This is a genomic window from Neisseria leonii, assembly GCF_028776105.2.
Lineage (GTDB): Bacteria > Pseudomonadota > Gammaproteobacteria > Burkholderiales > Neisseriaceae > Neisseria > Neisseria leonii.
In genome coordinates this window covers 1,028,616-1,055,567 of the sequence record NZ_CP145606.1, presented here as the reverse complement: position 1 = coordinate 1,055,567, position 26,952 = coordinate 1,028,616, and the positions used below count along the sequence as shown (strand labels likewise).

The following is a 26,952-nucleotide window of genomic DNA, read 5'->3' as shown; positions in this document are numbered from 1 at the left end:
GATGGTAAATAAAGGAACCCGAACTGGGCTTATGCCGGTGATGATGACTGTGGCTCAAAAATGCTGTTGAATTTGTTTGGTTTTTCAGGCTTGGAATAAAAGGCCGTCTGAAATGCTTTTCTGTGTTCAGACGGCCTTTTATTGCAAGTTCCATCATGTGCGCTCTGTTTCCATTGGCCGTTGCATCAATGACACCACATCAAAACTGCTCTCGGCGCCGGTAAGGCAGATGGGCGGCCGGTAAATCTTGCTCAATTTTCATGTTGCGCAGGAAAGTTTCAATATTCTGCTGCAATCCGGCAGGGTTTTCTGCTTCGGTCGATTTTTCCTGCTGTTGTTGGCATTTTGGCCGAGGCAGCATGACGACAGTATGGTTTGTATGCAGGGTGTCGGCAGCGGTGAAGATTGGGTGGGTTATTTCGCGAACGGGCGAGAAGGAATTTTCGGAGCAGATGTTGAGTATTATGTGACCGGATATAGCTGTTATCTTAAACGGGGGGAGCCTCTGTCGCAGAAGAATAAGTGCGGCAGGCGGGATATGATGATATATGGTTGTTCGGATGAAAAAACCTGCCCAATCGGGCAGGTGTGCAGTATCGGGTTGAACCGTATCAGGCAGCAAAGCGGCGGGCGACTTCGTCCCAGTTGACGATTTCCCAGAAGCCTTTCAAGTAGTTCGGGCGGCTGTTGCGGTAGTCGATGTAGTAGGCGTGTTCCCATACATCGCAGGTCAGCAGCGGTGTGTTTTCGGTGGTCAGCGGTGTGGCGGCGTTGGAAGTGGAAACCAGATCCAGTTCGCCTGCCGGTGTTTTGACCAGCCAAGCCCAGCCTGAGCCGAATGTGCCGGCCGCACAGGCATTGAACGCTTCTTGGAAGGCTTCGAAACTGCCCCATTTGGCGTTGATTTTATCGGCCAGTTCGCCGGAAGGCTTGCCTTGGCCTTCGGGTGTGAAACCCAGCCAGTAGAAAGTGTGGTTCCAGGTTTGCGCCGCATTGTTGAATACACCGCCGGAAGATTTTTTCACGATTTCTTCCAGAGAGGCGTTTTCAAATTCGGTGCCTTTGATTTGGTTGTTCAGGTTGGTGATGTAGGTTTGATGGTGTTTGCCGTAGTGGTATTCCAAAGTTTCTTTGGACAGGTGCGGTTCGAGTGCGTCAAGCGCGTAGGGCAGTTCGGGCAGTTTGTGTTCCATGATGTGCTCCTGATTTCTTGGTTTGGAAATGGCGGAAAAACGGCTGAAACGGCCGTTTTTTAGTGCATGCCCATTTTACCTGCTGACGCAGAAAAAGACCAATAGATAAAAGTTATATTGGGTAAGCCGTGTTGCGGTATCCGGTCATATATAATAGCGGCTTTGCCGTATTCGGAGTGTGGAGATGAGCGATGTTGCCGACGGAATGCCGTCTGAAAACAGTGAAATCAGCGGTTTGCTGCCGCCGCATTCGGTGGGGGCGGAGCAATCGGTATTGGGTGGTCTGCTGCTGGAAAATCAGGCATGGGACCGGATTGCCGATGTGGTGTCCGAGAGTGATTTTTACCGGCACGAACACAGGGTGATTTTCCGTGCGCTGGCGGGGCTGATTCATCAGAACCGGCCGGCCGATGTGATTACGGTGCAGGAGGCTTTGCTCGGTCAAGATGAGTTGGAGGCGGCCGGCGGGTTCGATTATTTGATCGGCTTGGCGCAGAATACGCCGTCTGCGGCCAATATCCGCCGTTATGCCGAAATTGTGCGCGAGCGTTCGATTATGCGCCAGCTGGCCGAGGTGGGTACGGAGATTGCGCGCAGTGCCTACAACCCTCAGGGGAATGATGCCGCCGCGCTGCTGGATCAGGCGGAAAACCGGGTTTTCCAGATTGCCGAGCAGACGGCGCGTACGCAGCAGGGTTTTTTGAGTATGCCGACTCTGCTGGAAGAAGTGGTGGCGCGTATCGAAATGCTGTATTCGCGCGAGAATCCCGACGAAGTAACGGGTATTTCCACCGGATTTATCGATTTGGACAAAAAAACATCCGGCCTTCAAGCGGGCGACCTGATTATTGTGGCCGGGCGGCCGTCTATGGGGAAAACCGCGTTTTCCATCAATATTGCCGAGCATGTGGCCGTGGAGAAAAAGTTGCCGGTGGCGGTGTTTTCCATGGAGATGGGCGGTGCGCAACTGGTGATGCGTATGCTCGGCTCGGTCGGCCGTCTGGATCAGCATGTATTGAAAACCGGCCGTTTGCAGGACGAACATTGGGGGCGTTTGCAGGAGGCATTTGTCAAGTTGTCGGATGCGCCGATGTTTATTGATGAAACACCGGGGTTGACTGCACTGGAAGTGCGCGCACGGGCGCGGCGGCTGGCACGCCAGTTTAACGGCAAGCTCGGCCTGATTGTGATCGACTATCTGCAACTGATGTCGGGCAGCGGCCGCCATGACAACCGCACGGCGGAGCTGGGTGAAATTTCGCGCTCGCTCAAAGCTCTGGCGCGGGAATTGCAGGTGCCGATTATCGCGCTGTCGCAATTGAGCCGGGCGGTGGAAAGCCGTACCGACAAGCGGCCGATGATGTCGGATCTGCGCGAATCGGGCGCAATCGAGCAGGATGCGGATCTGATTATGTTTATGTACCGCGACGAGTATTACAATGCGGAATCGCAGATGAAGGGCCTGGCCGAGTGCATTATTGGCAAACACCGTAACGGTCCCACCGGCAAGGTGTTTCTCACTTGGATGGGGCAGTTTACCAAGTTCGACAATGCGGCTTATGTGCCGGATTCGGCGATGACGGACGATTAGGGAAACGGTTGAGGCCGTCTGAAAACCGAGGGCGCGGTTTTTCAGACGGCCTTGTTGTTTTTATCCGCGTAGGTCGGATTCTTGAATCCGACTCGGCGGTATTTATTGGTTATCAATGATCGATAAATCCACCATTGCCGTCAGTTATCCGTTTTCCGAACGGTTTGCGGCGGCCGTATCCTGCACAGTCTGGTTGAGGGCGATTTCGATTTCGCTGTAATTCTCCGGCTGGACAATGCAGACCAGCCCTTCTTTGGCCAATTCCAATAGTGCAATAAAGCTGACCACCAGATGAGCCGGCGTACACTCGGCGGAGAAGAGTTGCGAGAAGCGGCAGCCGCCCTGATTCAGACGGCGTAAAATCGCGCTCATCTGTGCGCGCACGGAAATGGTTTCCTGGACCACTTCGTGGCTTTTATGGTGTTTGGCGCGCGAGAGAATGGCGAGCCACGCCTGTGTCAGATCGGCCAGCTGCACTTCGGGCAGTTTCACTTCGGCGGCAATTTCCAGCGGCAGGTAAGCCCAGGCAAAATCGCGACCCGCGCGGGGCAGGGCATCGAGGCCTTGGGCGGCCAGCTTCATTTGTTCGTAGGCCAGCAGGCGGCGTACCAGTTCGGCGCGCGGATCGGCAGGTTCTTCGTCTGCGGCAGAGATGGTTTGCGGCAGCAGCAGACGCGATTTGATTTCAATCAGAACGGCCGCCATCAGCAGGTATTCGGCTGCCAAATCGAACTGGCCGGCTTCCATCTGCGCAATATACGCCAGATATTGCTCGGTAATCTGCGTCATCGGAATATCCAGCACATCGATATTCTGTTTGCGGATCAGATACAGCAGCAAATCCAGCGGCCCCTGAAAACTGCTGAGTACCACTTTGAGCGCGTCGGGCGGGATAAACAGATCCTGCGGCAGATCGGTAACCGGTTGGCCGAAAATCCAAGCCAGCGTGGGTTGGGCAGCAGGGGCGGTAGAGGCCGGACTCACGGTCGGCCTGCGGCGAGATGGTTGAGGGCGGCGGCGGCACAGTAAAGGCCGAATGTGGCCGTTACCGGCATGGCCGCACCGTAGCCCGCGCAGGACAAGCCTTGCGGTGCGGCGGCATCACAGGCTTCGGCGGTTTGCGGCGGCGTGATGTTTTCGGTGGAGAATACGCAGGGAACGTGCATTTTCTGTTGGGTATCGCGGGAAAAGCCGTAACGTTTGCGCAGGGTATAGCGCAGATTGGCCAGCAGCGGGTCGTGGGTGGTGCGGCTCAAATCGGCCGTCTGAATCAGCGCGGGGTTTTTCTGCCCGCCCGCGCCGCCGCTGACAATGAAAGGCCGGCCTGTGCGGACAAAATGCGCAGCCATTGCTGCTTTGACGCGCACTTGGTCGATGGCGTCGATGACAAAATCGAACGGACGGGCAAACAGCTCGGCCAGATTGTCTTCATCGACAAAATCTTCGACTTCGTGCACTGTGCAGTCCGGATTGATCTGCATAATGCGCTCGTGCAGCGCGCGCACTTTGGCTTTGCCGAAATCGGCCGTCAGGGCGTGCAGTTGGCGGTTGGTGTTCGATTCGGCAATATTGTCCAAATCAATCAGGGTCAGGCGGCCGATGCCGCTGCGTGCGAGTGCCTCTACTGCCCACGACCCGACCCCGCCCACACCGACAACGCAGATGTGCGCATGATGGAAACGCTGCAAAGCGGCCGTGCCGTACAGGCGGCCGATGCCGCCGAAACGGCGGCCGGAAGCGGGAGCATTCATGGGGATTGTGCTACATCAAAAGGGTGGCAAAAAACCGGAACGGCGTGAAAAAGCTGCATTATACTGCAAGCAGGCAGCACATGCTTGTGCTGTCTCGACCGGTATCGGGATAGATGCCGAAACGTTGAGAGGAGATGAAATGATGTATCGACATTTGGTGGTAGCGGTGGACGGCAGTGCCACTTCGGCAAACGCATTGAAACATGCCTGCGGTGTCGCGCAAAGCGGCGGGGCGCGGCTGACTTTGGTCCACGTGGCCAATCCGGCCGAGTATATGGCGTTGGCGCCCGAATTTCTGCAACACGACAGTTACGAAGCCGCCGCCGTTGAGGGCGGCAATGAAGTATTGGCCGCAGCGGCGGCCTTGGCGGCGGAAAACGGCATATCCGGTGCGGCAACGCACCTGCTCGTTGCCAATAAAGGCGCGCGCGAAATGGCGCAGGAGCTGGTGGATTATGCCGATGCGCAGGGTGCGGATTTGTTGGTATTGGGCACGCACGGGCGCACCGGCCTGATGCACCTTTTAATGGGCAGTTTTGCCGAAACCGTGATGCGTCAAAGTCATTTGCCGCTGCTGATTATCCGCAGCGAGGCCGAAGAATAGACATCCTGCTTGCCGTTCAGGCCGTCTGAAAATGCGCTTTATCGCGTTTTCAGACGGCCTTTTTGCGGGGCGGCGGATAAAAAACGGTGACGGACTTGCAATGCCCGTCCTTGCCCCCAGTTGGGCAGCGCATTACCCGGACTAAGGAAAAATCATGACGACGACACCGATGAGTGGGATTTGGATCATCTGGATAACGCTTTGAACTGTTTTGACGGCGTGGCTGTGGAGGGCGGAACCGATGCGGCAGAGGAAGACGACAACTGTGCCGGCGGAGCCTGCAAGATTTAACAGGCCGGCGAAGCGGTGTGCGGATACATTATCCGCCCCGGTTTGGGTTCGTCCACCCGGGAAAAGAACGACATGTGCCGTTCGGTATCGCAGCCGGCCGTGGCGGAGCCGAATCAGAAGATGTATCGGAAGCCTGTGATGGATAAGGCCGTCTGAAAGCGCGGTTTAGCGTATTTTCAGACGGCCTTTTTGACTGAAAGTCAGGCCACTTGGGTTTGATGCTCGCTGCCGTTGCGCGGGCGGATTTCGCCCAAGCGGTAAACGGTTTCGCCCTGTTCCGTCAAGAAAGTCCGAACAGCTTCGGCATTTTCGGCGGCAATAATCAGCACCATGCCGATGCCGCAGTTGAAGGTGCGGTACATTTCCTGCGTTTCCACGTTGCCCGCTTCTTGCAGCCATTGGAACAGTTTGGGCAGCTGCCATGAGTGCGCGTCGATTTGCGCCACACAGTTTTCCGGCAGCACGCGCGGCACGTTTTCGGTGATGCCGCCGCCGGTGATGTGCGCCATGCCTTTGATTTCAAACTGCTGCAATGCGGCCAGAACCGGTTTGACATACAGGCGGGTGGGGGCGATGACGGCTTCGCGCAGGGTTTTGCCGTTGTCGAACGGTGCGTCCAAATCGGGTGCGTCGCGCTCGATGATTTTGCGGATTAAAGAATAGCCGTTGGAATGCGCGCCGTTGGAAGCCAGTCCCAACACCACATCGCCCGGAGCGATGCTGCGGCCGTTGATGATGCGGTCTTTTTCCACCACGCCGACGGCGAAGCCCGCTAAATCGTATTCGCCTTCGGGATACATGCCCGGCATTTCCGCCGTTTCGCCGCCGATCAGTGCGCAGCCCGATTCTTCACAGCCTTGCGCGATGCCTTTGATCACGTCGGTGGCACGTGCCACGTCGAGTTTGCCGCAGGCGAAATAGTCGAGAAAAAACAGCGGTTCGGCACCCTGTACCAGAATATCGTTCACACTCATGGCCACCAGGTCGATGCCGACGGTATCGTGTTTGTCCCATTCAAAGGCCAGTTTCAGCTTGGTGCCCACGCCGTCGGTGCCGGAAACCAAAACGGGATTTTGGTATTTTTTGCCGATTTCCACCAGCGCGCCGAAGCCGCCCAAATCCCCCAGCACTTCGGGGCGCATGGTGCGTTTGGCAAAGGGTTTGATGTTTTCGACCAGTTGGTCGCCGGCATCGATATCGACACCGGCATCACGGTAGCTCAGGGACGGGTTCATGGTTTACTTTCGCAAATGAGGGATAAACGGCGCGATTTTACCCGATTTTGTGCTGCGGCGCGTGTAAATCTGCGGTGTCGATTGTTGATGCGCCGTTGGGGGGAAACTGGTATGCTTGCGCCGTTTTGAATCGGGATATAACGATGTATCAGGCGAGAAAGCGCGGTTTGCGCATTTGGTTGATGCCGCTGTTGGTCATGGCGGCGGTGTTGTGGCTGGTGTATGCCTTGGGCAATATTCTGACGCCGTTTTTTGTGGCGGCGGTGCTGGCCTATATTCTGAATCCGCTGGTGGAAAAGCTGCGCAGAAAAGGTGTCAAGCGCGGTTTGGCATCCATGCTGGTCATGGTGTTTGCGCTGTTGGTGCTGCTGGCGTTGGTGCTGATTATTGTGCCGATGCTGATCAGCCAGTTTAATAATATTGTGATGCGTCTGCCCCAGCTGATTTCGTTTGCCGAGAAAACGCTGGTGCCTTGGGTGGGGCAGTATTTGGGAAACACTGTCAGTCTGGACACGGCAAGTGTTGTGGCGTGGCTGCAATCGCATACCGGTACGCTGAGCAATGCATTGCGGCGGGTGATGGTAACGCTGATGCAGCAGAGCAGTAATGTGGCTTTGGGTGTGACTAATGCGATGCTGCTGCCGTTTCTGCTGTATTACTTTCTGTTGGACTGGCAGCGTTGGTCGGACGGTATCCGCACCATGATTCCGCGCCGTTATTTGGACGGCTATCTGCGTATTTCGGGCAATATGGACAGAGTGTTGGGCGAATTTTTGCGCGGCCAGCTGACGGTGATGCTGGTGATGGGCATCATTTACGGCACAGGGTTGATGTTGGTGGGGCTGGATTCCGGCTTTGCCATCGGTATGATTGCCGGTATTTTGGTGTTTGTGCCGTATCTGGGTGCGTTTACCGGTCTGCTGCTGGCGACGGTGGCCGCGCTGCTGCAATTCGGGTCGTGGCAGGGGCTGCTGATGGTCTGGGCGGTGTTCGGCGCGGGGCAGTTTTTGGAAAGTTTCTTTATCACGCCGAAGATTGTCGGCGACCGCATCGGTCTGTCGCCGTTTTGGGTGATTTTTTCGCTGATGGCTTTCGGCCAACTGTTCGGCTTTATCGGTATGCTGATCGGCCTGCCGCTGGCTGCAGTAACGCTGGTATTGTTGCGTGAGGGGGCGGACGCTTATTTTAAAAGTGCTTTTTACCGGCGCAACTGATTCGGGAGGAGGTTGTCCGGCTAGGCAAAGGCCGTCTGAAAAGGTTTCAGGCGGCCTTTGCTGCGTTCGGGCGGGTTAGGCGTGTTTCGGGAAGGCGGCCGGGCGGTTGTGGCGCAGGCATAAGGCGATACGGCTGCCGACGGGCGGCAGTTCTTCCAGTTCCGCCAGCAGGGGTTCGCCGCTGTCCAGTTGCAGGCGGGCAAGGTAGCGGCTGCCTTGGAAGTCGGCATCCAGCAGGGTGGCGCAGGGTTGGCCGTCCGGATTGGGGCAGAGGTCTTCGGGACGCAGAAAAAGCTGCCAATGTGCTGCGTTGCTGTCTGTTTCGCAGTCAATACGGCCGACAGCGCATTGGAGGCTGCCGTCGGGGTTGCGCACGGCATCAATCAGACTGCCGTTGCCGAGAAAGGCGGCGGTTTCGGGGGAGGAGGGGCGGCGGTAGAGTGTCTGCGGTGTATCGTATTGCAGCAGGCGGCCTTGCCGCATGATGCCGACTCTGTCGGCCATAGCAAAGGCTTCCTGCGGATCGTGCGTTACCATAACAGCAGCGGTTTGCTGCTGTTTGAGCAGTTGGCGGACTTCTTTGGCCAGACGGCTGCGCAAATCGCTGTCCAGATTGGAAAACGGCTCGTCCAGCAGTATCAGCCCGGGTTTGGGGGCGAGTGCGCGGGCCAGTGCGATACGCTGCTGCTGGCCGCCGGAGAGCTGGTGGGGATAGCGTGCGGCGGTTTGCGGCAGGCCGATGAGGTTCAGTAGTTCGGCTACGCGTGCCTGCCGTGCGGCTTTATCCCAATGTTGCAGGCCGAAAGCAATGTTGCCGGCAGCGGTCAGATGCGGGAACAGGGCGTAGTCTTGGAATACCATGCCGATGCCGCGTTTGTGCGGAGCCGTGGCGGTAATGTCCTGCCCGTTGAGGCTGATGCGGCCGTTTTGCGGGGTTTCAAAACCGGCGATGGTGCGCAGGACGGTGGTTTTGCCGCAGCCCGACGGACCGAGCAGGCAGGCGGTTTCGCCTGCGGCCAAATGGAAATCAAACTGTTCGACAACCGGACGGTTGTCGAATGCAACGGTAATGCGGTCGAGGGTCAGCATAGGTTTATTCCGTTTCGGTGCGGGAAAACAGGATAACGGGCAGCAGGCCGGTCAGGACAATCAGCAGGGCGGGCAGGGCGGCGTTGGCGTACTGGCCCTCGGTGGTAAAGGCATACACGCGGACAGCAAGCGTATCCCAGTCAAACGGGCGCATCATCAGTGTAATCGGCAATTCTTTCATCATATCGACAAATGCCATCAGCATACCGGTTCCCAATGCGCCTTTGAGCAGCGGCAGGTAGATGCGTCGCAGAATGCCTGTGCCGTTATGCCCCAGTGTACGTGCGGCTTCGGCTTGGCTGGGGCTGATGCGCTCCAACCCGGCCTCGACGGCAGAATAACCGACGGCGAGAAAGCGGATCAGGTAGGCCAGCAGCAGAACCGCCAGCGTGCCTTTGAAGACGGCATCGCGGGTATCCTGCCATTGGAACGTCTCAATCAGGACATTGTCGAGTGCGGCTACCGGTACGAAAATGCCGACAGCCAAAACGGTACCCGGTACGGCGTAGCCCAAGGTGGCGATGCGGGCGGCAACGGCTGCGGCACGGCTGCGGTCGGCCCGTTTGGCCAAAGCCAACAGCAGGGCGGCGGCGGCCACAGCCAGCGCACCGGCCAGCGAAGCAGAGAACGAGTGCCATGCCTGCTGCCACAGCGAGGTATTGAAGCCGTCGTGAAAAGTCTGCACCGCCCAGATCAACAGCTGGATCAGCGGCAGCAGGAAAGCGGCGGTCAGAATCAGGCCGCAGTATGCGGTTGCCGCCCATGCGCCCGCACCGCCCAGGGAGTGTCTGCGGCGCGAACGCCCGCGTCCGGGCGGTGTGTAGCGGCGGCGGCCGCGCGAGAGCTGCTCGGCGGCCAGCAGTACGAATACCCCCATAATCAGCAGGGAGGCAAGCTGTTTGGCCGTTTCAATGGAAAACAGATCGAACCAGGCCTGATAAATGGCTGTGGTGAACGTGTCGTAGCCGAACACGGAAACGGTGCCGAAATCGGCCAGCACTTCCATCAGTGCCAGTATCACGCCGCCGCCTATCCACGGGCGCGCCATCGGCAGGGCGATTTTGATAAAGGAACGAAGCGGCGGCAGGCCGAGAGAAGCACCGGCTTCCAGTGCCTGTGCGCCCATGCCGCAGAAGGCGTTGCGTGCCAGCAGATAAACGTACGGGTAAAATGTGAGGCTCATCACGGCAATCAGCCCCCAGCGGTTGCGGATGTCGGGCAGGCCGTCTGAAAAACCGTACCGGTCGCGCAGATAGGTACTGACGGGGCCGGTATAGTCGAACAGGCCCAGTTGGGTGAAAGCCAGCACATAAGCCGGAACGGCCAGCGGCAGCATCATCGCCCAGAAAAACAGCCGCCGCAGCGGGAAGTCGTACATCGCAGTCAGCCAGGCCGTGCTGCTGCCGAGCAGAGCCGTTCCCGCTCCCACACCCAGTACCAGCCAGAGTGTGTTGGACAATAGCAGCGGCAGCTGGAAATCGAGCATGAACGCCCAGATTTCTTCGTCCCACGTCCCCCACGCGGCGGCAATCACACCCAGCGGAATCAGCAGCAGCGTGATACACAGCAGCAGCCACAGACGGGCGGGCAGAAGCGGGACGGTTCTGGCATTCATGTTTTCAGACGGCCTTTAGTCATGGAAATGTAGTGAAGTGTAAGCAGGGCGTGATTATCCCGATAAAACGCAGGTCTGGCAATGAGAAAATTTCTTATTGGAAAATGATACTGACTATTGTTTATAGGGAATCCTTATTCTATAATGATAGGCGGCAGTAAAGTTTGTCTGTATCCAACCTTATCCGCAAAAACCGCAAAAAGGAGAATTGTGTATGAAAAAAATTCTGGCCGTATCGGTTGCCCTGATGAGTGCCGCCCCGGTGTTTGCCGCCGACTTGGTGGTTTACACTTCCCGCGCCGACAATCTGCTGAAACCGATTGTCGATGCTTATGCCCAAAAAACCGGTGTGAATGTCAAGCTGGTAACCGACAAGCCCGGTCCGTTGGCCGAAAAACTGAAAGCCGAAGGGCGCAATACGCCGGCCGATGTACTGATTACAGTGGATGGAGGCAATCTGTGGCAGGCCGCGCAGATGGGGCTGTTGCAGCCGGTGAATTCGGCTACGCTCAAAGCCAATATTCCCGCCCACCTGCGCGATCCGAAAAACCAATGGTTCGGCCTGTCTGTACGCGCCCGCACCATTTTCTACAATACGCAGAAAGTGAAGCCGTCCGAGCTGTCCACTTATGCCGATCTGGCTTCGCCGAAATGGAAAGGCAAGCTGTGTCTGCGCTCGTCCGGCAATGTGTACAACCAATCGCTGACCGCGACCATGCTGGCGAACCACGGTGCCAAGAAAACTGCCGATATTGTTAAAGGTTGGGTAAACAATCTGGCTGCAGAACCCTTTGCCAACGATACTGCGGTTTTGGAAGCTATTGCGGCAGGCCGTTGCGATGTCGGTATTGCCAATACTTATTACTACGGCCGTTTGCTGGAGAAAAAACCGGATCTGCCGGTGGGTGTGTTCTTTGCAGACCAGAACGGCAAAGGTACCCATGTCAATGTTTCGGGTGCGGGTGTGGTGAAATACAGCAAACAGCCCGCAGAAGCGCAGAAATTCATTGAATGGCTGTCCGGTGCAGAGGCACAAAACCTGTTTGCCGATTTGAACCACGAATATCCGGCCAACCCGAAAGTCAATCCGGATCCCCGTGTGGCCAAATGGGGCAGTTTCAAACAGGATTTGATCAATGTATCGGTAGCGGGCAGCAATCAGGCACGTGCCGTGATGTTGATGAGACAGGCCGGTTACCGCTAAGCATACGGATAAATGCCCAAACCGCCGCCCGATTCGGGGCGGCGGTTTTTTGCTGTACCGGGCGTTTGCCGGAACGGACGGCGGACTGTCAGGCCGTCTGAAAGCGGTTTGTTGCGGTCAAAGCCGTTCTGGCCATATCGGCGGTTTTCTGTACCGTTTGCGGACCGGTGGGGGTTATCCGTGTTTGGTGCCGAAAATTTTGTCGCCCGCATCGCCCAAACCCGGAATGATGTAGCCCTGTTCATTCAAATGGCTGTCGAGCGCGGCGGTGTAAACCGTAACATCGGGGTGGGCGTCGTTCACCGCTTTGACGCCTTCGGGTGCGGCGACCAATACCAGTGCTTTGATGTTGCGGCAGCCGTTGGCTTTGAGCAGGTCGATGGTGGCCACCATGGAACCGCCGGTGGCGAGCATGGGGTCGATAATCAGAGCCGGACGCTCGCTCATATTGCTGACGAATTTCTCAAAATACGATACGGGCTTGAGTGTTTCTTCATCGCGCTGCAAGCCGACGACGCTGATTTTTGCAGTGGGAATCAGATCCAGCACGCCGTCGAGCATACCCAGCCCCGCACGCAGAATCGGCACAACGGTCAGTGTTTTGCCTTTAATCTGCTGGCCTTTGATGCGGCCGCACCAGCCGTCGAACTCAATATCTTCCAAGGCGAAATCGCGGCTGGCCTCATAAGCCATCAGGCGGGCGAGTTCGGTGGTCAGCGTGCGGAATTTATAGGTGCTGCATTCGGCTTCGCGCATCAGGGTGAGTTTGTGTTTGACCAGCGGGTGGTCGATAACGGTGATATTCATAATTGAGACCGGGAAAATGGGAAAACGGCCTGTATTATATGACGTTGCCGACGGCTGTGAAAGCGGCTTTGAGGCCGTCTGAACAGGCTATTCGGGCAGCGGCGGCATGTTTTGCGGTAAGAAACCGGGGCGGCCGACAATATGCGGGGTGATGAAAACCAGCAGTTCTTTGCGCTCTTGGTTGCGTGCGCGGCTGCTGAACAGGTGTCCCAGCAGCGGAATGTCGCCCAGCAGCGGTACTTTCTGTATCCGGTCGCCGCTGTTTTCCTCATAAATGCCGCCCAAGACCAAGGTTCCGCCGTTTTCCACCATCGCGCTGGTTTGCAGCCGTTTGGTTGAAACGCACGGCTCGCTTGCGCCGCAGGCAGTCGGCGTGTCTTTATTGACTTTGATGTCCATAATGATATGGCCGTCCGGCGTGATGGCGGGCAGTACGTTCAGTCCCAAAACCGCTTTTTTGAAGCCGGTGGAGGTGGCGCCGCTGGATGTGGCTTCCTGATACGGGATTTCGGTACCCGATTCGATTAAGGCGGCCTGCCGGTTCCGGGTGAGGATGCGCGGGCTGGAAATGATTTTGGCACGGCTTTGTGCCTGCTGTGCACTCAATTCCAAGCCCAGCGCACTGCTGGCGGCGGCGTGGACCAGTGCGATACTGCCTGCCGAGGCCATGGCGGGCAGGCTGACATTCGGGCTGAATACGGGAACGGCGGCAGCCGTATCGGCCAGCTGTTGCAGGGAACTGCCCCAGCTGTTGTGTCCGCGCCGTCCGCTGTATCCGAATTTTGCGCCCAATTCGCGCGAGAAACCGTCGTTGGCTTCGACAATTTTCACTTCTATCATCACTTGGTCGGCTGCACGGTCCAATTCCTGTATCAGTGCGTCAATCCGCGAGAGCACGGCTTCGGTGTCGTGTACCACCAGGCTGTTGCCGCCGCTGTCGGCCAAAATGCTGCCGCGCGGGCTGAGCAGGCCGCTGCTCTGTTTGCCGTCGCTTTTCAGCATTTTGGCCAGTTCTTCGGCATTTTTGTATTGCAGGCGGAATGTGCGGGAGCGGAGCGGCAATTGCTGCTGCAATTCGTTTTCCAGAGCCAGTTCGGCTTTGCTGTCGGCCAGATAAGCCGCTTTCGGCCTGATGTGGATGACGTTGCCGCTGCGGCTCATGTGCAGACTGCGTGCCTGCAGTACCACATCGAGTGCCTGCGGCCACGGCAGGTTTTTGAGCGAAATGGTCATTTTGCCGTTCACGGCATCGGAAGCCACGATATTCATACCCGATTCTTTGGCGATGATTTGCAGTAAGGTGCGGACATCGATATTTTGGAAATCCAGCGAAATCAGCTTGCCGGTGTGGTCCGCAGGTGCGTGAGGGCGTTCAGACGGTCTGATGAGCAGGCGTATGCGGTCGGGAGTCGCTTGACTGTCGAACTGCCAGCCGCCGCGCAGGGTGGCGGTCAGTATGCTGCCGTCGGTGTGTTGTTCGCGGCGGATGTGTTCAATCGGTGTGCCCCGGTAATTTTGGGGCAGATCAAGCGGCGGCAGTGTGTAGCCGGGCAGGCGGACAGACAAGCGGCGGCCTTGGCGGCGGATGTCGGGTGCGGGCAGGTTGGGCGCGGCCAGCTCGATCAACGTGCCGCCCTGAGGTGCGGCGGTAACGGTCAGGCGGGCAGGAAAGAGGCTGTCGGACGGATCGGCAGGGGAACGGGCATCGACAGTACGGCAGCAGAGCAGAATCAGAATCAGCAGGGTCAGGCTTTTGGACATGGCATTACTCCTGAACGGCAGAGGCGGCGGATCCGGTAGGAGGCTCGGTATGGCGCGGTTGGCGCAGGCCGGACGGTCGGCCGCTGCCGTCATCGTCGCGGCGCAGCGGCAGGATACGGACTTTCCCGGCGGTTTCGATGTGCAGTGCCTGCGGCAGAATGCGGATCAGGCGGCCGCCTTCGCTGCCGACGGTTTGCCCGGGAGCGGCGGGTAAGACGGCATCATCTGTTTGCAGATAAGCAGTGATGCGGCCTGCACGGCGGATATGGCCGATGTAGGCCAGCTGGCTTAAAGGCAGGCGTTGCAGCGGCGGAACTTCGGCGGCGGTACAGTCGGTGCAGGGGCGGGGTGCAGTTTGGGCAAATAAGTCCGGCACGGCTGTGTTTTCCGGCAGCAGGATGGGTTCGGGCGGCATCAGCGGCGGTAATCCATCGGTATTTTGCCCGGCGGCTTGGCGGTCGATGCCGTCGCGCCAGTCTTCCAAGTCGGCGATGTCGGCGCGGCAGCCTGCCAGCAGCAACAGAATGCAGGGGAAAAAGAGGCGTATCATCGGCGCGCCCCCGCAGCATTGTCCGGGCTGCCGCTGTTTTCTGCATCCGGTATCGGGAAATATTGCAGGACGATATTCAGGGAAGCACCGCTTTCAGACGGCCTCAGCTGCCATGATCGGGGCTGGGCAGCCGGTGTCCGGCCAATCAGGCTGTACAGCAGGCGGTAAAGATCGGGATAGGCGCCGCTGAGGTGCAGTTGTTCGGTACCGTCAGGCAGACGGTCGGCGGCCAGCAGCGTCAGACGGTACTCGGCTGCGGTTTGCGGCCAGTTGCGGTTGTCGGCTGCGGTGTAGGGAGCAAGCGCGGCGGTTGCGGCTTCGGTATCCGGTACGGCAGGCAGGGCGGCAGTCCGGGTGCGCAGGGTTTGGTACTGGTTTTTCAAATGAGCTTCGCGGGCCAGAGACTGCCGCCAATCCCGCCATTGCGGCCACAGTAACAGTATGGCGGCGGTGAGTGCGGCAACCGGCAGCATCAGGCGGTAGAGCGGCATTTGACGGTTCATGGCTGTTCTCCTGCCTGCGGTATCGGATGGAGGCGGAAAGTGATTTGCTGTGTGCCGTTTTGTGGCGGAAGCGGGTCGAAACGGCCGATGCCCAGCCTGTTCAGCCCGTCCGTCCATGCGTCTGCTCCTGGAGACAGGGTCAGTTGCAGCGTGCCGCTGCCGTTGTCGAAACGGATTTCCTGCCAGCGGGTGCCGGGCGGAGCCTGATGCAGTGCCGACAGCAGTTGCAGGGTTTGTGCGGCGGCGGTACGGTGCGTTGAAAATTGTTCGATTTCCTGTTGCAGGCGGCGGTACGCCTCGATTTGTCCGGTGCGTGCCCGGTGTTCGTTTTCGGCCTGTATGAAGGCTTGTTGCAGCCAGCGGTTTCGGGTTTGCTGGCGTTGCTGGGCGGCATATAGAAAGGCATAGGCGGCCGCGCTGATCAGGACAATCAGCAGGATGGCGGTAGTGGCGGCGGAAGGGCGGTGTGCGGCGGGTTTTGCCGGTATCAGGTTGATATTGATCCATTCCATCAGCGGCCTGCACTTTCTGATCGGGCTGCCGATGCGATAAAGGGTTTGAGTGCCAGCCCGAATGCAGTACTCAGGCGGGCGGCATCGGCCTCGGCGATGTCGGGATCGAGGGCGTGGATCGGGTGCCGGCAGCGGGCGGGCAGACCGGCGGCGGCCAGCCCGCTTTCGACGGTGGAGGCCAGCGTGCCGGTCAGGGTAATGTCGGGCATGGCGGCGGGGTTGCGTGTGTGGCGGTACAGTTGCAGCAGGTGCTGTGCTTCACGGCAGACGGCATCGGTTGAGGCCGTCTGAAAAGCAGGACGGCGGTTTTCGGAGTCGGGACTGTCTGCTGCGGTCGGCAGCAGCGTTTCCTGTATATGGCACACGCGGCCGTTGTCGAAGGCCAGCATCTGTATGCTTTCAGATTCCAGACGGAGAAGGATCCGGCAGCCGTCGGCGGCGGGTTGCGAGCCGAACAGGAATGCGTTGGCCAGTGCCAGTATGTCGATGTCCAGATAATCGGCTTTCAGACCGAGTGCGGCGGCCTGTTCCAGTTGCGCGGCGGCCGCTTCCGCACGGGCGGCGGCGATCAGCAGGGCAGAGCTGTCCGTATGGCGGGCGGCGAATAAGTGGTGGTCGTGGACGATATTGTCGGGCAGGCCGAGTCCGGCCAGATGAAATTCGGTATAATCGGCCGCCTGTGTCCGGTGTTCCGTGTCGGTTTGCCCGGTGTGCAGCGGATTTTCAGACGGCCTGAAAGGCAGGATTTCCATAATGCTTTGTGCGGCAGGCAGGGCGACGGTTCGGCGGGTAGTGCGCCGGTTTGCCTTGCCGCCGGTGCGGACGGGCGTGCCGCGAGGTGCAAAAGTATAGGTTTCCAAACGGATTTGGTTTAAACTGCTGCCGCAAAGTGCCACCATGCGCGTTTCCGCCGCACCCAAATCCCACCCTTCGCTGCGCCTGGCCGGACGGCGGAACAAACGGGAAAGCATAGGCATAAGCACTCCTTGCAGATAAAAGCGGCCATGTCCGCCGTCTTTTTTATGATATGTGCATATTTAACCTTTTCGTTTCCTGTTGTCAAAGGGAAAATTGAGTAAACATGATTAAGAGATTCATTACTGCGGTTTTCGGTTTGCTGATCGGTCTGGCACTGTTTGCCGTCGGTTTGGTGGCGATTGCCATTTTGGTCACTTACCCAAAGCTGCCCTCTTTGGAGGCTGTGCAGAATTACCAGCCGCGGATGCCGCTGATGATTTATTCGGCAGACGGCAGACTGATCGGTATGTACGGCGAAGAGAGGCGGGCGTTCACGAAAATCGGAGATTTTCCGAAAAACCTCAAACAGGCGGTTTTGGCGGCGGAAGACAAGCGTTTTTACGAGCATTGGGGAGTGGATGTGATGGGCGTGGCACGCGCGGTGGTCGGCAATCTGACCGGCGGCGTGAAATCGGGTGCCAGTACGATTACGCAGCAGGTGGCGCGTAATTTCTATCTGACCAACGAGCGCACTTTTACCCGTAAATTCAATGAAGCACTGCTGGCTTATAAAATAGAGCAGTCGCTGACCAAGGACGAAATTCTCGAGCTGTACTTCAACCAGATTTATCTGGGGCAGCGTGCCTACGGATTTACGGCGGCGGCACAGGTCTATTTCAATAAACCCGTTCAGGATTTGAGCCTGGCCGAAGCCACGATTCTGGCCGGTTTGCCCAAAGCGCCTTCCGCGTTCAATCCGATTGTGAATCCCGAACGCGCCAAGCTGCGCCAGCGTTACATTCTGAACAATATGTACGAATTGGGCTGGATTACGGCGGCCGAACGTGATGCGGCGGCGGCCGAGCCGCTGCAATATGAGCGTTATGTACAGAAAATCGACCAAAGCGCGCTGTATGTGGCCGAAATGGTGCGTCAGGAGCTGTATGACAAATACGGCGAAGATGCCTATACGCAGGGTTTCAAGGTTTATACCACCGTCGATACCGGCCATCAGCGGGCGGCAACGGCCGCATTGCGCCGCACGCTGCTGGGCTTTGACCGGGGCAGTGCCTACCGTGGTGCCGAGGATTTTCTCAATCTGGACAAAATCACTGATGCCGAAGAGGAAGAAGATACAGTCGGCGAATATCTGTCCGGCCTTTATGAGGTGGACGGCATGGTGCCGGGTGTGGTGTTGGCGGCATCGGCGAAAAACGGTCTGACCGTGCAGCTGCCGGGCGGGCGCATCAAGCTGACACCGGAACAGACGGGTTTTGCCCGCACCGCGATCGGCAATAAAAAATTGGGCGATGCGGCTTTGCGCCGCGGTTCGGTCATCCGTTTGCGCAAAAACGGGAAAAGCTGGGCGGTGGCTCAGGAGCCGCTGTTACAGGGCGCGCTGGTGTCGCTGGATGCCAAAACAGGTGCAGTGAAGGCACTGGTGGGCGGTTACGATTTCCACAGTAAGAGTTTCAACCGCGCCACACAGGCGCAACGCCAGCCGGGTTCGACATTCAAGCCGTTTGTCTATTCGGCCGCCTTGTCAAAAGGTATGACGGCGGCGACCGTGATTAACGATGCGCCGATTTCGATTCCCGGTGCGGGGCCGCGCGGCACAACGTGGAATCCGAAAAATTCAGACGGCCGCTATGCCGGCCCGATTACCATGCGTCAGGCACTGACGGCCTCGAAAAATATGGTGTCGATCCGCCTGTTGCAGGCGGCAGGCATCGATTACACCCATCAATATATCCAGCGTTTCGGTTTTAAACCGTCCGACCACCCCGCAGGTTTGTCGATGTCGCTGGGTACCGGCCTGACCACGCCGTTGCAGATGGCTGAAGGTTATGCCGTGTTTGCCAACGGCGGCTATAAGGTGTCGGCTTACGTGATCGATAAGATTTACGACGGGCAGGGCCGTCTGCGGGCTCAGATGCAGCCGCTGGTGGCCGGAGAGAATGCGCCGCAGGCCATTGATCCGCGCAATGCTTATGTGATGTACCAGATGATGCGCGATGTGGTGAACTACGGTACGGCACGCAGCGCCAAATCGCTCGGCCGCTCCGATATTGCGGGCAAAACCGGGACAACCAACGACAATAAAGATGCCTGGTTTGTCGGTTTCAACCCCGAAGTGGTTACGGCCGTGTATATCGGTTTCGACAAACCCAAAAGCATGGGGCGCGCGGGTTACGGCGGCACCATCGCCCTGCCGGTGTGGAACGAATATATGCGTTACGCCCTCAACGGTGTCGGCGGCAAAGGCATGAAAGTGCCTGAGGGGGTGGTGGTGCGCGACGGAGAATACTTCCTGCGCGAGCAGCAGAGCACCAATCCCGATTTGGCGTTGGACAACCGTGCCAGCCGTCCGATCAGCCAGTCCGAGCGCGACGGCGAAGTGGCGGGAGCCGGTAATGGTGCCGAACCGGATGCCCGTCCCGACAGCGGCAAACCCGCAGCAGCGCCGGCACCTGCCGCTCCGCCGCCTGCTGCCGGTACGGCAGACGCACTGTTCTGATGGCAGTTTGATGGCAGGCCGTCTGAAAATCGGGGCAAACCGTTTTCAGACGGCCTTGTTTTCCCTCCGAAAGCGCGGCGGCGCAGAGAAGATTATGAGTAAACTGATTCTGTTCAACAAACCTTACGGCGTCATCTGCCAATTCAGCCCGCATGAAAAATACGCTACGCTGAAAGACTATATCGACGTACCGGGCGTTTACCCCGCAGGCCGCCTCGATACCGACAGCGAAGGCCTGCTGCTGCTCACAGACGACGGGCGTTTGCAGGCCAAAATTGCCGATCCGAAATTCAAAAGTGAAAAAACCTACTGGGCGCAGGTGGAGGGCGTACCCGACGAAGGGCGTTTGGACAGCTTGCGCCGCGGCGTGGATTTGGGCGGTTTTGTTACCCGTCCGGCCAAAGTGAGCGTGATGGCGGCAGCAGAAACCGCGCATTTGTGGCCGCGCGTACCGCCGATACGCGTGCGCAAAAGTGTGCCCGATTTCTGGCTGGAAATCCGTATCTGCGAAGGGAAAAACCGCCAAGTGCGCCGCATGACCGCCAAGGCCGGTTACCCCTGCCTGCGCTTGGTGCGGGTGGCAGTGGGCGGAATTTCGCTGTTTGATGAGCAGCTGGAACCGGGAAGCTGGCGTTACGGCCGTCTGCCCTGATGGCGTGCCGCCAAAGATGGATCGGAATACGGCGGTTGCGGCAGTATTTTCAGACGGCCTGTGAAAATGTTAATATCTGAATAAAAGAAACAGCAGCCACGCCGCACTAAACGGCAGACGGAAGAGGGAAATGATGGATCTGCACCAGCTCAAATCATTCGTTACGGTGGCACAACACCGCAACTTGACACAGGCAGCGGAGTTTCTCTGTCTGTCGCAGCCTGCCGTTTCGGCACAAATCAAAGCCATCGAAACCGAATTGGATACACCGCTGTTTGTGCGGACCAGCAACGGCATGACCCTTACCCGCGCGGGCGAAGTCCTGCTGCCCGAAGCCGAACTGCTGCTCCAACACAAACACCGGCTTGACCATTTTGCCAAAATGCTGGCCAGCGGTTACAAAGAGGAGGCGGATATCGGCCTGATCCACCCACTGACGGCCAATAAGGTAACCGGATTGGTACAATGGCTGCGCGGGCGTGCGCCGCATGTCCAACTGCATCTGCAATACGGCATGAGCGGCGAAATTCTCGGCCGCGTATTGGCGAAAAAACTGCACGGCGGTTTTTTTCTCGGGCCGGTAACCGGCCGCAGCGTCCACAGCATTTTTCTGGAAAATATCCACTATTCGCTGATTTGCCCCCTTTCGGCCGAAGCGGCCATACGCAACGGCCTGCCGAAAAGTCTGGAAGAATTTACCTGGATCGAAATGTCGGGTACATCGGGCAGCAACAAGCACCTGCAACAATTTTGGCGTGCCAACCGCCTGTCGCCCAAGCAGCAGATTATCTGTGATTATCCGCAAACGATTATCGACCTGGTGGCGGCCGGCGTGGGCGTGGCGATGGTACCGGCCAACAAGGCCGATGATGCGGTGGCGGCGGGCCGTCCTATTACCGTGATCGAACAATACCGGCAGACCCTGCCGTTGAGCTTTATTTATTTGGACGAATACGAACAAGATCCCGGATTGGTGCTGATTAAAGAAGCCGTTACCCAAATCTGGCAGCTTTAACCGGCATCGGCGGTGCGGAGTACTGTTTTGTGAAGCAGTGAGTCATTCATGGTTTACAGCATGGATTTAATGTTATAATATAACATTTCTTTTCTTAACCTGTGGAGCAATCATCATGATCAGACTGCATCTGTCAGCTGCTGTATTGGCCTTTATATGTACCACTGCCCAAGCCCATCGTGTATGGGTGGCTTCGGAGCATACGCATGGCGGCCAGATACTGAAAGCCAAACTGGGCTACGGTGAATTTCCGGATTTTGAACCGATTAGTCCGGATCGCGTATCGATCTTCAACCGTCCGATGCAGCTGCATACGGCCGGCGGCAGCGAGGATTTGGTACAGCAGGGACAGAATTACGAATACCGGAGCAGAAAGCCGGTGGCAGAAGGCAGTTATGTGATCAGTGCGCAATACCGGCCGACATTCTGGTCGAAAAACAAAGCAGGTTGGCGGCAGGCCGATATGCGTCAGATGCCGGATGCGGAATATTGCGAACAAACCAGGATGTACGGTAAAAATATTGTCAATGTCGGACACAGAAGTGCCGATATGCAAACTATTTCCCAACCCCTCGGTCATCTTTTGGAGATTGTGCCATTGGATAATCCGGCCAATGTACGGGTAGGCGGATTGTTTAAAGTACAAGTGCTGTACCGCGGAGAGCCGCTGGCCGGGGCAGTATTGACGGCTACGTTCGAAGGATTCGATATGAGCGACCGCAGTAAAACGCATAAGACGGAAGCACAGGCGTTTTCCGATATTACCGGCGCAGACGGTACGGTGGAAATCATTCCTTTGCGCCAAGGTTTCTGGAAAGCCAGCGTGGAACACAAAGCCGATTTTGCCGATTCGCGGATTTGCGGGAAAGAGGCAACTTATGCAACGCTGACATTCGATATCGGGCATGATCATCACTGAGTCGGACGGGCGGTGCCGGTTATGTGTAACCGGTACCGCCTTTCCGATGCCCAGAAGACGGGACGGACAGCCGTTTGCCGGACTGTTCAGGCCGTCTGAAAAGCCTTCAATTTCATATGCATGAAAGTCTGAAAATGCCGCCGGTAAACGCATCGATATGCGGCAGAGAAGGGAATATTGCCCGGTAATGAGCCGAATCTGCGTAATCGGTAATGGAAGTGAGCGGAAACCCGAGAACCGGAAACCGGTCGGCATCCGGTTCTTGGACGGGTTGGCACATTGGGAGGGATAATGCTGTGCACCCGGCCTCAAAGTGGCGGTATCAGCCGAAAACCGTAACAGTCTGGCGGCTGATCAGCATCAGACGGCCGTTTTTGTCCCAGATGCGGGCTTCGGTGTGGCCGTAGCCGTCGGCGGCATAATCGGTTCGGACCCGGTATTGCCAGAAATCGGCCATGTCCGCCCCGTCCGGCTCGTGCAGCAGTTCCAGCGTCCAAGTCAGACTGCTGGCGGGGGCGGGCTGCGGCAGCAGGGTAACAACGGCGGGCGGAAAAGCGTCGGTCAGTGTGACCAGATGCGGCAGGGTAAACGCTCCTTCTTGGCCGCGAAAACGCAGGTAGCCGCCGAATTCGGCCTGTGTGCTGCCGCTGAACGGCAGCGGGCCGTGCGCCCAGCGTATGTCGAAGTGTTGCAGGAAAGCGGGCATATCCGGCACGCCGGCGGGAATAGCGGGAATCTGCCCGACCTGAGGCATGGCGGGCGGCGGGCTGTCGGCGGCGATTCGGGCAGCCGATTCGCGCGCTTCGCCGAAGCTGGCCAGCAAAACAGCCTGTACACCGCCGTTTTGTGTCAAATGGACTTCGCCCTGCAATACCGATTTTCCCACGCGCAGAATCTGCGCTTGAAGACCAATCTCGCCGCTGGTGTCGATGGGGCCGACAAAGCTGACGGTCAGCGAGCGCAGGCGGCGCGGACGGTCGATGGCGTGTTGCAGTTTAGCCAGCATCAGGCCGCCGCTCAAGCCGCCGAACAGGGCGCGTCCCTGCGCCCAGCCCGGATCGAGCGTGATGGTGTCGTCATCGGCCAAACGGGCAAAGGTTCGGTTCAAATCCATGCTGTTCTCCTGTGTGTGGGGTGGCGGCCAGTATAGCGGCTGCGGGTATGAAGACGATACTCTAAATTTGCCGTGTCGGCGGCAGGGCGGCAAAAGGCCGTCTGAAAACGGGAAAACGCTGTTTTCAGACGGCCTGGATGGAGATTGCCGGATGGGCGTGTCAGAGTGAAACTTTGATGCCAGCAGTAACGGAGGAGGCGTTGTGGCTTTGTGCGGCGGCGTTTAAAAACGATGCGGCCAAATCGCTGCAACTGCCGCAGCAGGTGGCCACGCCCAACTGTGCCTGCAAATCGCCCAGCGTAGCAGCACCCGCCGCAACGGTTTCTTGGATTTGGCGGTCGGTAACCGCGTTGCAGATGCAGACAAACATGATGACTCTCCTGCTGTGTAATGGTAGTGATAGTGAATATTGTTTGTGTGGGTAGAAATATAATATAGGAGCCGTACCGTTGCAAGTACCTGCCGGGTACGGTCTGTGTAAAAAACGGCCGTTCTGCGGCGGCTGCACTGCAAGAAGGCTTGGCGTATAATGCCGCAGTTTTGACGGATAACGGTAATGCTATGGGCGCGCGCAGCGAACGCATCAACCAACAGCCCGCTTTTCTGCTTTCGGCCGCGCCGTGGCGGGAGAGCAGCCTGCTTTTGGAAATGTTCAGCCGCGATTACGGACGGGTGGCCTTGCTGGCGCGCAGCGCGCGGCGGCGGCAGAGCGATTTGCGCGGCGTGCTGGTGCCGTTTGTGCCGGTGTCGGTGTCGTGGTTCGGCGCGCAGGAGATGAAAACGCTGCACCGTGCCGAATGGCTGGGCGGCCGTCCGCAGCCTTCGGGTCGCGCGTTGTTCAGTGCGCTGTATGTGAACGAGCTGGTGTTGCGGCTGACGGCGCGCGAAGATGCCGCCGCACCCGTTTATCATGCGCTGGATACGGTTTTGCAGGCCGTCTGCGGCGGCGGGCGGCACACGGCCGATTTGCGTCTGTTTGAATGGCGGCTGCTGCAACTGCTGGGTTACGCGCCCGATTTGTGCCGTGATGCGGCAGGGGAGACGGTGGCGGCAGGGCGGCTTTACCGTATGGCGGCCGAGCAGCTGCCGCAGCCGCAGGAAGCGGCGGATACGGATAACGGCGTAGTGGTGGACGGGACGGTGCTGCTGGCGTTGCAGCAGGGAAAATGGTCGGACGGGGCGGATTTGCAGCAGGCGCTGCGGCTGACGCGCCTGTTTATCGATTATTATCTGCCGCAGGGTGTGCACAGCCGCCGCGTGTTGCAGCAGATGCGCGAATTTGATGCCGCAGATGTGTTTCAGACGGCGTAAACGGGCGTTTGAGGCCGTCTGAAAACGGTTGGAAACGGTCAATTGATTAAGGGAAAAACTCATGTTGTTGGGTGTGAATATCGATCATGTGGCTACGGTGCGCAATGCGCGCGGTACGGTGTATCCCAGTCCGGTGGAAGCGGCACTGATTGCGGAAACACACGGTGCGGATCTGATTACGCTGCATCTGCGCGAAGACCGCCGCCATATTCAAGATGCCGATGTGTTCGCGGTCAAAAACGCCATCCGTACGCGCATGAATCTGGAAATGGCACTCACGCCGGAGATGTTGGACAACGCGCTGGCCGTGATGCCCGAAGATGTGTGTCTGGTGCCGGAGAAGCGCGAAGAGCTGACGACGGAAGGAGGTTTGGACGTGGCCGGACAGCAGGACAAAGTGGCCACTTACGTACGCCGCCTGACGGAAGCGGGCATACGCGTGTCGCTGTTTATCGATGCCGACGAAACCCAAATCCGCGCGGCCAAAGATGTCGGCGCGCCGGTGATCGAACTGCACACCGGTGCTTATGCCGAAGCGCGCGGCAGCCGCGAACGGCAGGCCGAATTATTGCGGATTGAAGAGGGGGCGAATTTTGCCGCCGATTTGGGTTTGACTGTGAACGCGGGACACGGGCTGACGATTCACAATGTCGCCCTGGTTGCCAAGATTCTGGCCATCCGCGAGCTGAATATCGGCCACGCGCTGATTGCGCAGGCACTGTTTCTCGGCCTGCCCGAAGCCATACGCCAGATGAAGGACGTGATGCACAAAGCGCGCGCCCTGCCGTATTGAGCCGTGGCCATGATTTACGGTATCGGCACCGATATGGTGCAGCTGGCACGGATGCGGCAGGCTTATGGGCGGCACGGACGGCGTTTGGCGCAACGGCTGCTGCATACAGAGGAAATAGCGGCATTTGATGCGGCGGCCGATGCGGCCAACTTTCTGGCCAAGCGGTTTGCCGCCAAAGAGGCGTTTGCCAAAGCGGTGGGCACGGGGATACGCGGCGAAGTATCGTTTGCCGAAATCGGTATCCGCCATGACCGCTTGGGGCGGCCGCAGTTTTTTTATACCGACAGTCTGGCCGGTTGGCTGGCACGGCAGGGGATTGCTGCCGTGCATGTGAGTTTGAGCGACGATGCCGGCTGTGTGTTGGCGTTTGCAGTGGCCGAGGCCGTCTGAAAAACATTTGCGGGGCGTTTTCAGACGGCCTTTTGTATGGAACATACCGGCGGGTCATTCAAACCGGCCGGTGGAATCAGGAAAACCGGGATGACGGAACGGAAGTGTCTTCATGTGGTGGCCGGTGTGCTGTTTAACGAAGCCGGCGAGTGCCTGCTCAGTTCGCGGCCGCAGGGCAAGCCGTATGCGGGTTATTGGGAATTTGCCGGCGGCAAGGTCGAGGCTGGGGAAACGGAGTTAGCGGCCTTGCGGCGCGAGTTTGCCGAAGAGCTGGGGATTACGGTTCACGGTGCGCGTTTGTGGCTGACGAAAATCCACGATTACGAACACGCGCGGGTGTATCTGCGGTTTTACCGGATTGCCGCCGGCCAGTGGTCGGGCGCGCCCGAGGGGAAGGAAGGCCAGCAGTGGCGTTGGCAGCGGGCGGGCGACTATACGGTAGAGCCGATGCTGCCCGCCAACAGCGCGCTGTTGAAAGCCTTGGCGGTGCCGCAGGAGCTGACAGGCCGTCTGAAAACGGGATTCGGCGGTGAAAACGCCCAAGGCCGTTATTGGATTGCGCCGTATCCGGGCGAAGCGCACCACAGCGGCGTCTGGCTGACGGCGGCGCAATTGGCGGGACTGGGCAGAATGCCGCAGGCGCAGAGTGTGTGGGTATTGGCCGAATCGGCCGAAGAAATGGTGCAGACGGCCGATGCGGACGGCTGGATTTGGCGGGTAAGCGGCGGCGCATCGGCCGCTGCGCTGGCAGACGTGCTGGCGGCGGGTGTCCCGCAGCCGCTGATTGTGGCGGCTTCGGCCGAAGACTGCCGCCGGTGGGGCAGGGCGTGGCTGAACGCAGGGGCGCACGCCCTGCTGGCCGACGATGAAACTGAACGGGCATAGGAGGACGGCTTTGGATACGCGCAGGAAAAAATGGTTGGCGGCCGGTTTGCTGCTGTTGGTTTTTGCTGCCGTTAAATTGGCTGCGCTTTATTGGTGGAGCCGCAGTCAGGAAACGGGGGGCGCGCCGCAGACGGTGGTTTGCGATGTGGTCGCGGGCTGCCGCCTGCCCGACGGTTCGCTGCTGACGTTCACCCCGCCGGGGCGGAAAACGCCGTTTGATGTGCATCTGAAAACCGCAGCTGCCCGTGCCTCGTTAAGTTTTACCATGCAGGATATGGAAATGGGTTTCAACCGTTATGATTTGCAGCCGCAATCAGACGGCCTGGGCGCGCGTGCGGTGCGCCTGCCGTACTGTACGGCCGATCGGAGCGATTTTATCGCCGAACTGACGCTGGACGGGCAGCGTTACCGTATCCCGTTTACCGCCCGCTGAAATGGCGGAATGACTCTAATCCGATTGTGAAAATCATAGACAGTT

29 protein-coding genes are annotated in these 26,952 nt (G+C 58.3%); 14 read left to right on the top strand and 15 right to left on the bottom strand.

Annotated elements, in window-relative coordinates; all coding sequences use genetic code 11:
* Window positions 1-199: 199 nt before the first annotated feature.
* The gene (locus ORY85_RS05085; protein WP_274571048.1) at window positions 200-622 is read right to left on the bottom strand and encodes a hypothetical protein; all 423 of its coding nucleotides are present in this window, start codon (window positions 620-622) and stop codon (window positions 200-202) included.
* Window positions 612-1,193 (bottom strand): superoxide dismutase, encoded by a 582-nt coding sequence (locus ORY85_RS05080; RefSeq protein WP_274571049.1) that lies wholly within the window; start codon window positions 1,191-1,193, stop codon window positions 612-614. The genes ORY85_RS05085 and ORY85_RS05080 overlap by 11 nt, the downstream gene beginning before the upstream one ends.
* A 184-nt stretch (window positions 1,194-1,377) precedes the next feature.
* On the opposite strand from ORY85_RS05080, the gene dnaB reads away from it, so the two are divergent.
* A complete protein-coding gene (gene dnaB / locus ORY85_RS05075; protein WP_274571050.1) occupies window positions 1,378-2,784 on the top strand; it encodes a replicative DNA helicase in 1,407 nt (468 codons plus the stop codon).
* A gap of 144 nt (window positions 2,785-2,928) precedes the next feature.
* Here dnaB and ORY85_RS05070 read toward each other — a convergent pair whose 3' ends face one another.
* Window positions 2,929-3,768, bottom strand: a complete 840-nt coding sequence (locus ORY85_RS05070; RefSeq protein ID WP_274571051.1) for a ScpA family protein — start codon at window positions 3,766-3,768, stop codon at window positions 2,929-2,931.
* On the bottom strand, window positions 3,765-4,535 hold the full coding sequence (locus tag ORY85_RS05065) for a tRNA threonylcarbamoyladenosine dehydratase (RefSeq protein ID WP_274571052.1): 771 nt from the start codon (window positions 4,533-4,535) through the stop codon (window positions 3,765-3,767). The genes ORY85_RS05070 and ORY85_RS05065 overlap by 4 nt, the downstream gene beginning before the upstream one ends.
* Before the next feature lie 142 nt (window positions 4,536-4,677).
* On the opposite strand from ORY85_RS05065, the gene ORY85_RS05060 reads away from it, so the two are divergent.
* A complete protein-coding gene (locus ORY85_RS05060) occupies window positions 4,678-5,139 on the top strand; it encodes a universal stress protein (RefSeq protein WP_274571311.1) in 462 nt (153 codons plus the stop codon).
* Between the two features lie 120 nt (window positions 5,140-5,259).
* Window positions 5,260-5,430, top strand: a complete 171-nt coding sequence (locus tag ORY85_RS05055) for a hypothetical protein (protein WP_274571333.1) — start codon at window positions 5,260-5,262, stop codon at window positions 5,428-5,430.
* Between the two features lie 200 nt (window positions 5,431-5,630).
* Here the strand turns inward: ORY85_RS05055 and purM are convergent, their stop codons facing one another.
* Window positions 5,631-6,665 (bottom strand): phosphoribosylformylglycinamidine cyclo-ligase, encoded by a 1,035-nt coding sequence (purM, locus tag ORY85_RS05050; protein WP_274571053.1) that lies wholly within the window; start codon window positions 6,663-6,665, stop codon window positions 5,631-5,633.
* Window positions 6,666-6,808: 143 nt separating this feature from the next.
* On the opposite strand from purM, the gene ORY85_RS05045 reads away from it, so the two are divergent.
* Window positions 6,809-7,879, top strand: coding sequence for an AI-2E family transporter (locus ORY85_RS05045; RefSeq protein WP_274571054.1), 1,071 nt, complete (start codon window positions 6,809-6,811; stop codon window positions 7,877-7,879).
* A 75-nt stretch (window positions 7,880-7,954) separates the two neighbouring features.
* On the opposite strand, the gene ORY85_RS05040 is transcribed toward ORY85_RS05045, so the two are convergent.
* On the bottom strand, window positions 7,955-8,968 hold the full coding sequence (locus tag ORY85_RS05040; RefSeq protein ID WP_274571055.1) for an ABC transporter ATP-binding protein: 1,014 nt from the start codon (window positions 8,966-8,968) through the stop codon (window positions 7,955-7,957).
* A gap of 4 nt (window positions 8,969-8,972) precedes the next feature.
* Entirely contained in the window at window positions 8,973-10,583 is a 1,611-nt protein-coding gene (locus tag ORY85_RS05035; RefSeq protein ID WP_274571056.1) for an iron ABC transporter permease, read from the bottom strand.
* A 214-nt stretch (window positions 10,584-10,797) separates the two neighbouring features.
* Between ORY85_RS05035 and ORY85_RS05030 the strand changes: the two genes are divergently transcribed.
* A complete protein-coding gene (locus ORY85_RS05030) occupies window positions 10,798-11,787 on the top strand; it encodes a Fe(3+) ABC transporter substrate-binding protein (RefSeq protein ID WP_274571057.1) in 990 nt (329 codons plus the stop codon).
* A 174-nt stretch (window positions 11,788-11,961) separates the two neighbouring features.
* Here ORY85_RS05030 and upp read toward each other — a convergent pair whose 3' ends face one another.
* The 6 genes from upp to ORY85_RS05000 all read right to left on the bottom strand — a co-directional run bounded on the left by upp (window position 11,962) and on the right by ORY85_RS05000 (window position 16,897).
* The gene (gene upp / locus ORY85_RS05025; RefSeq protein ID WP_274571058.1) at window positions 11,962-12,594 is read right to left on the bottom strand and encodes a uracil phosphoribosyltransferase; all 633 of its coding nucleotides are present in this window, start codon (window positions 12,592-12,594) and stop codon (window positions 11,962-11,964) included.
* 87 nt (window positions 12,595-12,681) lie between these two features.
* Window positions 12,682-14,355: a type IV pilus secretin PilQ gene (locus tag ORY85_RS05020; protein ID WP_274571059.1), complete on the bottom strand. Its 1,674-nt coding sequence runs from the start codon at window positions 14,353-14,355 to the stop codon at window positions 12,682-12,684.
* A 4-nt stretch (window positions 14,356-14,359) separates the two neighbouring features.
* On the bottom strand, window positions 14,360-14,905 hold the full coding sequence (locus ORY85_RS05015; protein ID WP_274571060.1) for a hypothetical protein: 546 nt from the start codon (window positions 14,903-14,905) through the stop codon (window positions 14,360-14,362).
* A complete protein-coding gene (locus ORY85_RS05010; RefSeq protein WP_274571061.1) occupies window positions 14,902-15,408 on the bottom strand; it encodes a hypothetical protein in 507 nt (168 codons plus the stop codon). Before ORY85_RS05010 ends, ORY85_RS05015 begins: the two co-directional genes overlap by 4 nt.
* Complete coding sequence (locus tag ORY85_RS05005) at window positions 15,405-15,920, bottom strand: hypothetical protein (protein ID WP_274571062.1); 516 nt, start codon at window positions 15,918-15,920, stop codon at window positions 15,405-15,407. The genes ORY85_RS05010 and ORY85_RS05005 overlap by 4 nt, the downstream gene beginning before the upstream one ends.
* Window positions 15,920-16,897 (bottom strand): hypothetical protein, encoded by a 978-nt coding sequence (locus ORY85_RS05000; RefSeq protein WP_274571063.1) that lies wholly within the window; start codon window positions 16,895-16,897, stop codon window positions 15,920-15,922. The genes ORY85_RS05005 and ORY85_RS05000 overlap by 1 nt, the downstream gene beginning before the upstream one ends.
* Window positions 16,898-17,001: 104 nt before the next feature.
* Here ORY85_RS05000 and ORY85_RS04995 point away from each other — a divergent pair, with 104 nt between their 5' ends.
* From ORY85_RS04995 to ORY85_RS04980, 4 genes are all read left to right on the top strand, one after another.
* A complete protein-coding gene (locus ORY85_RS04995; RefSeq protein WP_405030343.1) occupies window positions 17,002-19,395 on the top strand; it encodes a penicillin-binding protein 1A in 2,394 nt (797 codons plus the stop codon).
* Between the two features lie 94 nt (window positions 19,396-19,489).
* Entirely contained in the window at window positions 19,490-20,047 is a 558-nt protein-coding gene (locus tag ORY85_RS04990; protein WP_274571064.1) for an rRNA large subunit pseudouridine synthase E, read from the top strand.
* Between the two features lie 133 nt (window positions 20,048-20,180).
* Window positions 20,181-21,062 carry a LysR family transcriptional regulator gene (locus ORY85_RS04985; RefSeq protein ID WP_274571312.1) on the top strand — a complete coding sequence of 294 codons (882 nt, stop codon included), beginning with the start codon at window positions 20,181-20,183 and terminating at the stop codon, window positions 21,060-21,062.
* 115 nt (window positions 21,063-21,177) lie between these two features.
* Window positions 21,178-21,981: a DUF4198 domain-containing protein gene (locus tag ORY85_RS04980; protein WP_274571065.1), complete on the top strand. Its 804-nt coding sequence runs from the start codon at window positions 21,178-21,180 to the stop codon at window positions 21,979-21,981.
* Between the two features lie 322 nt (window positions 21,982-22,303).
* On the opposite strand, the gene ORY85_RS04975 is transcribed toward ORY85_RS04980, so the two are convergent.
* Window positions 22,304-23,095, bottom strand: coding sequence for an acyl-CoA thioesterase II (locus ORY85_RS04975; protein ID WP_274571066.1), 792 nt, complete (start codon window positions 23,093-23,095; stop codon window positions 22,304-22,306).
* A 160-nt stretch (window positions 23,096-23,255) separates the two neighbouring features.
* Complete coding sequence (locus ORY85_RS04970) at window positions 23,256-23,465, bottom strand: (2Fe-2S)-binding protein (protein ID WP_274571067.1); 210 nt, start codon at window positions 23,463-23,465, stop codon at window positions 23,256-23,258.
* A 191-nt stretch (window positions 23,466-23,656) separates the two neighbouring features.
* Here ORY85_RS04970 and recO point away from each other — a divergent pair, with 191 nt between their 5' ends.
* From recO to ORY85_RS04945, 5 genes are all read left to right on the top strand, one after another.
* The gene (gene recO / locus ORY85_RS04965; RefSeq protein WP_274571068.1) at window positions 23,657-24,406 is read left to right on the top strand and encodes a DNA repair protein RecO; all 750 of its coding nucleotides are present in this window, start codon (window positions 23,657-23,659) and stop codon (window positions 24,404-24,406) included.
* 61 nt (window positions 24,407-24,467) lie between these two features.
* A complete protein-coding gene (gene pdxJ, locus ORY85_RS04960) occupies window positions 24,468-25,199 on the top strand; it encodes a pyridoxine 5'-phosphate synthase (RefSeq protein WP_274571069.1) in 732 nt (243 codons plus the stop codon).
* Between the two features lie 9 nt (window positions 25,200-25,208).
* A complete protein-coding gene (gene acpS, locus ORY85_RS04955; protein WP_274571313.1) occupies window positions 25,209-25,589 on the top strand; it encodes a holo-ACP synthase in 381 nt (126 codons plus the stop codon).
* Window positions 25,590-25,679: 90 nt separating this feature from the next.
* Window positions 25,680-26,474: an NUDIX domain-containing protein gene (locus tag ORY85_RS04950; protein ID WP_274571070.1), complete on the top strand. Its 795-nt coding sequence runs from the start codon at window positions 25,680-25,682 to the stop codon at window positions 26,472-26,474.
* Window positions 26,455-26,907 (top strand): hypothetical protein, encoded by a 453-nt coding sequence (locus tag ORY85_RS04945; RefSeq protein ID WP_338578443.1) that lies wholly within the window; start codon window positions 26,455-26,457, stop codon window positions 26,905-26,907. Before ORY85_RS04950 ends, ORY85_RS04945 begins: the two co-directional genes overlap by 20 nt.
* Window positions 26,908-26,952 lie beyond the last annotated feature (45 nt).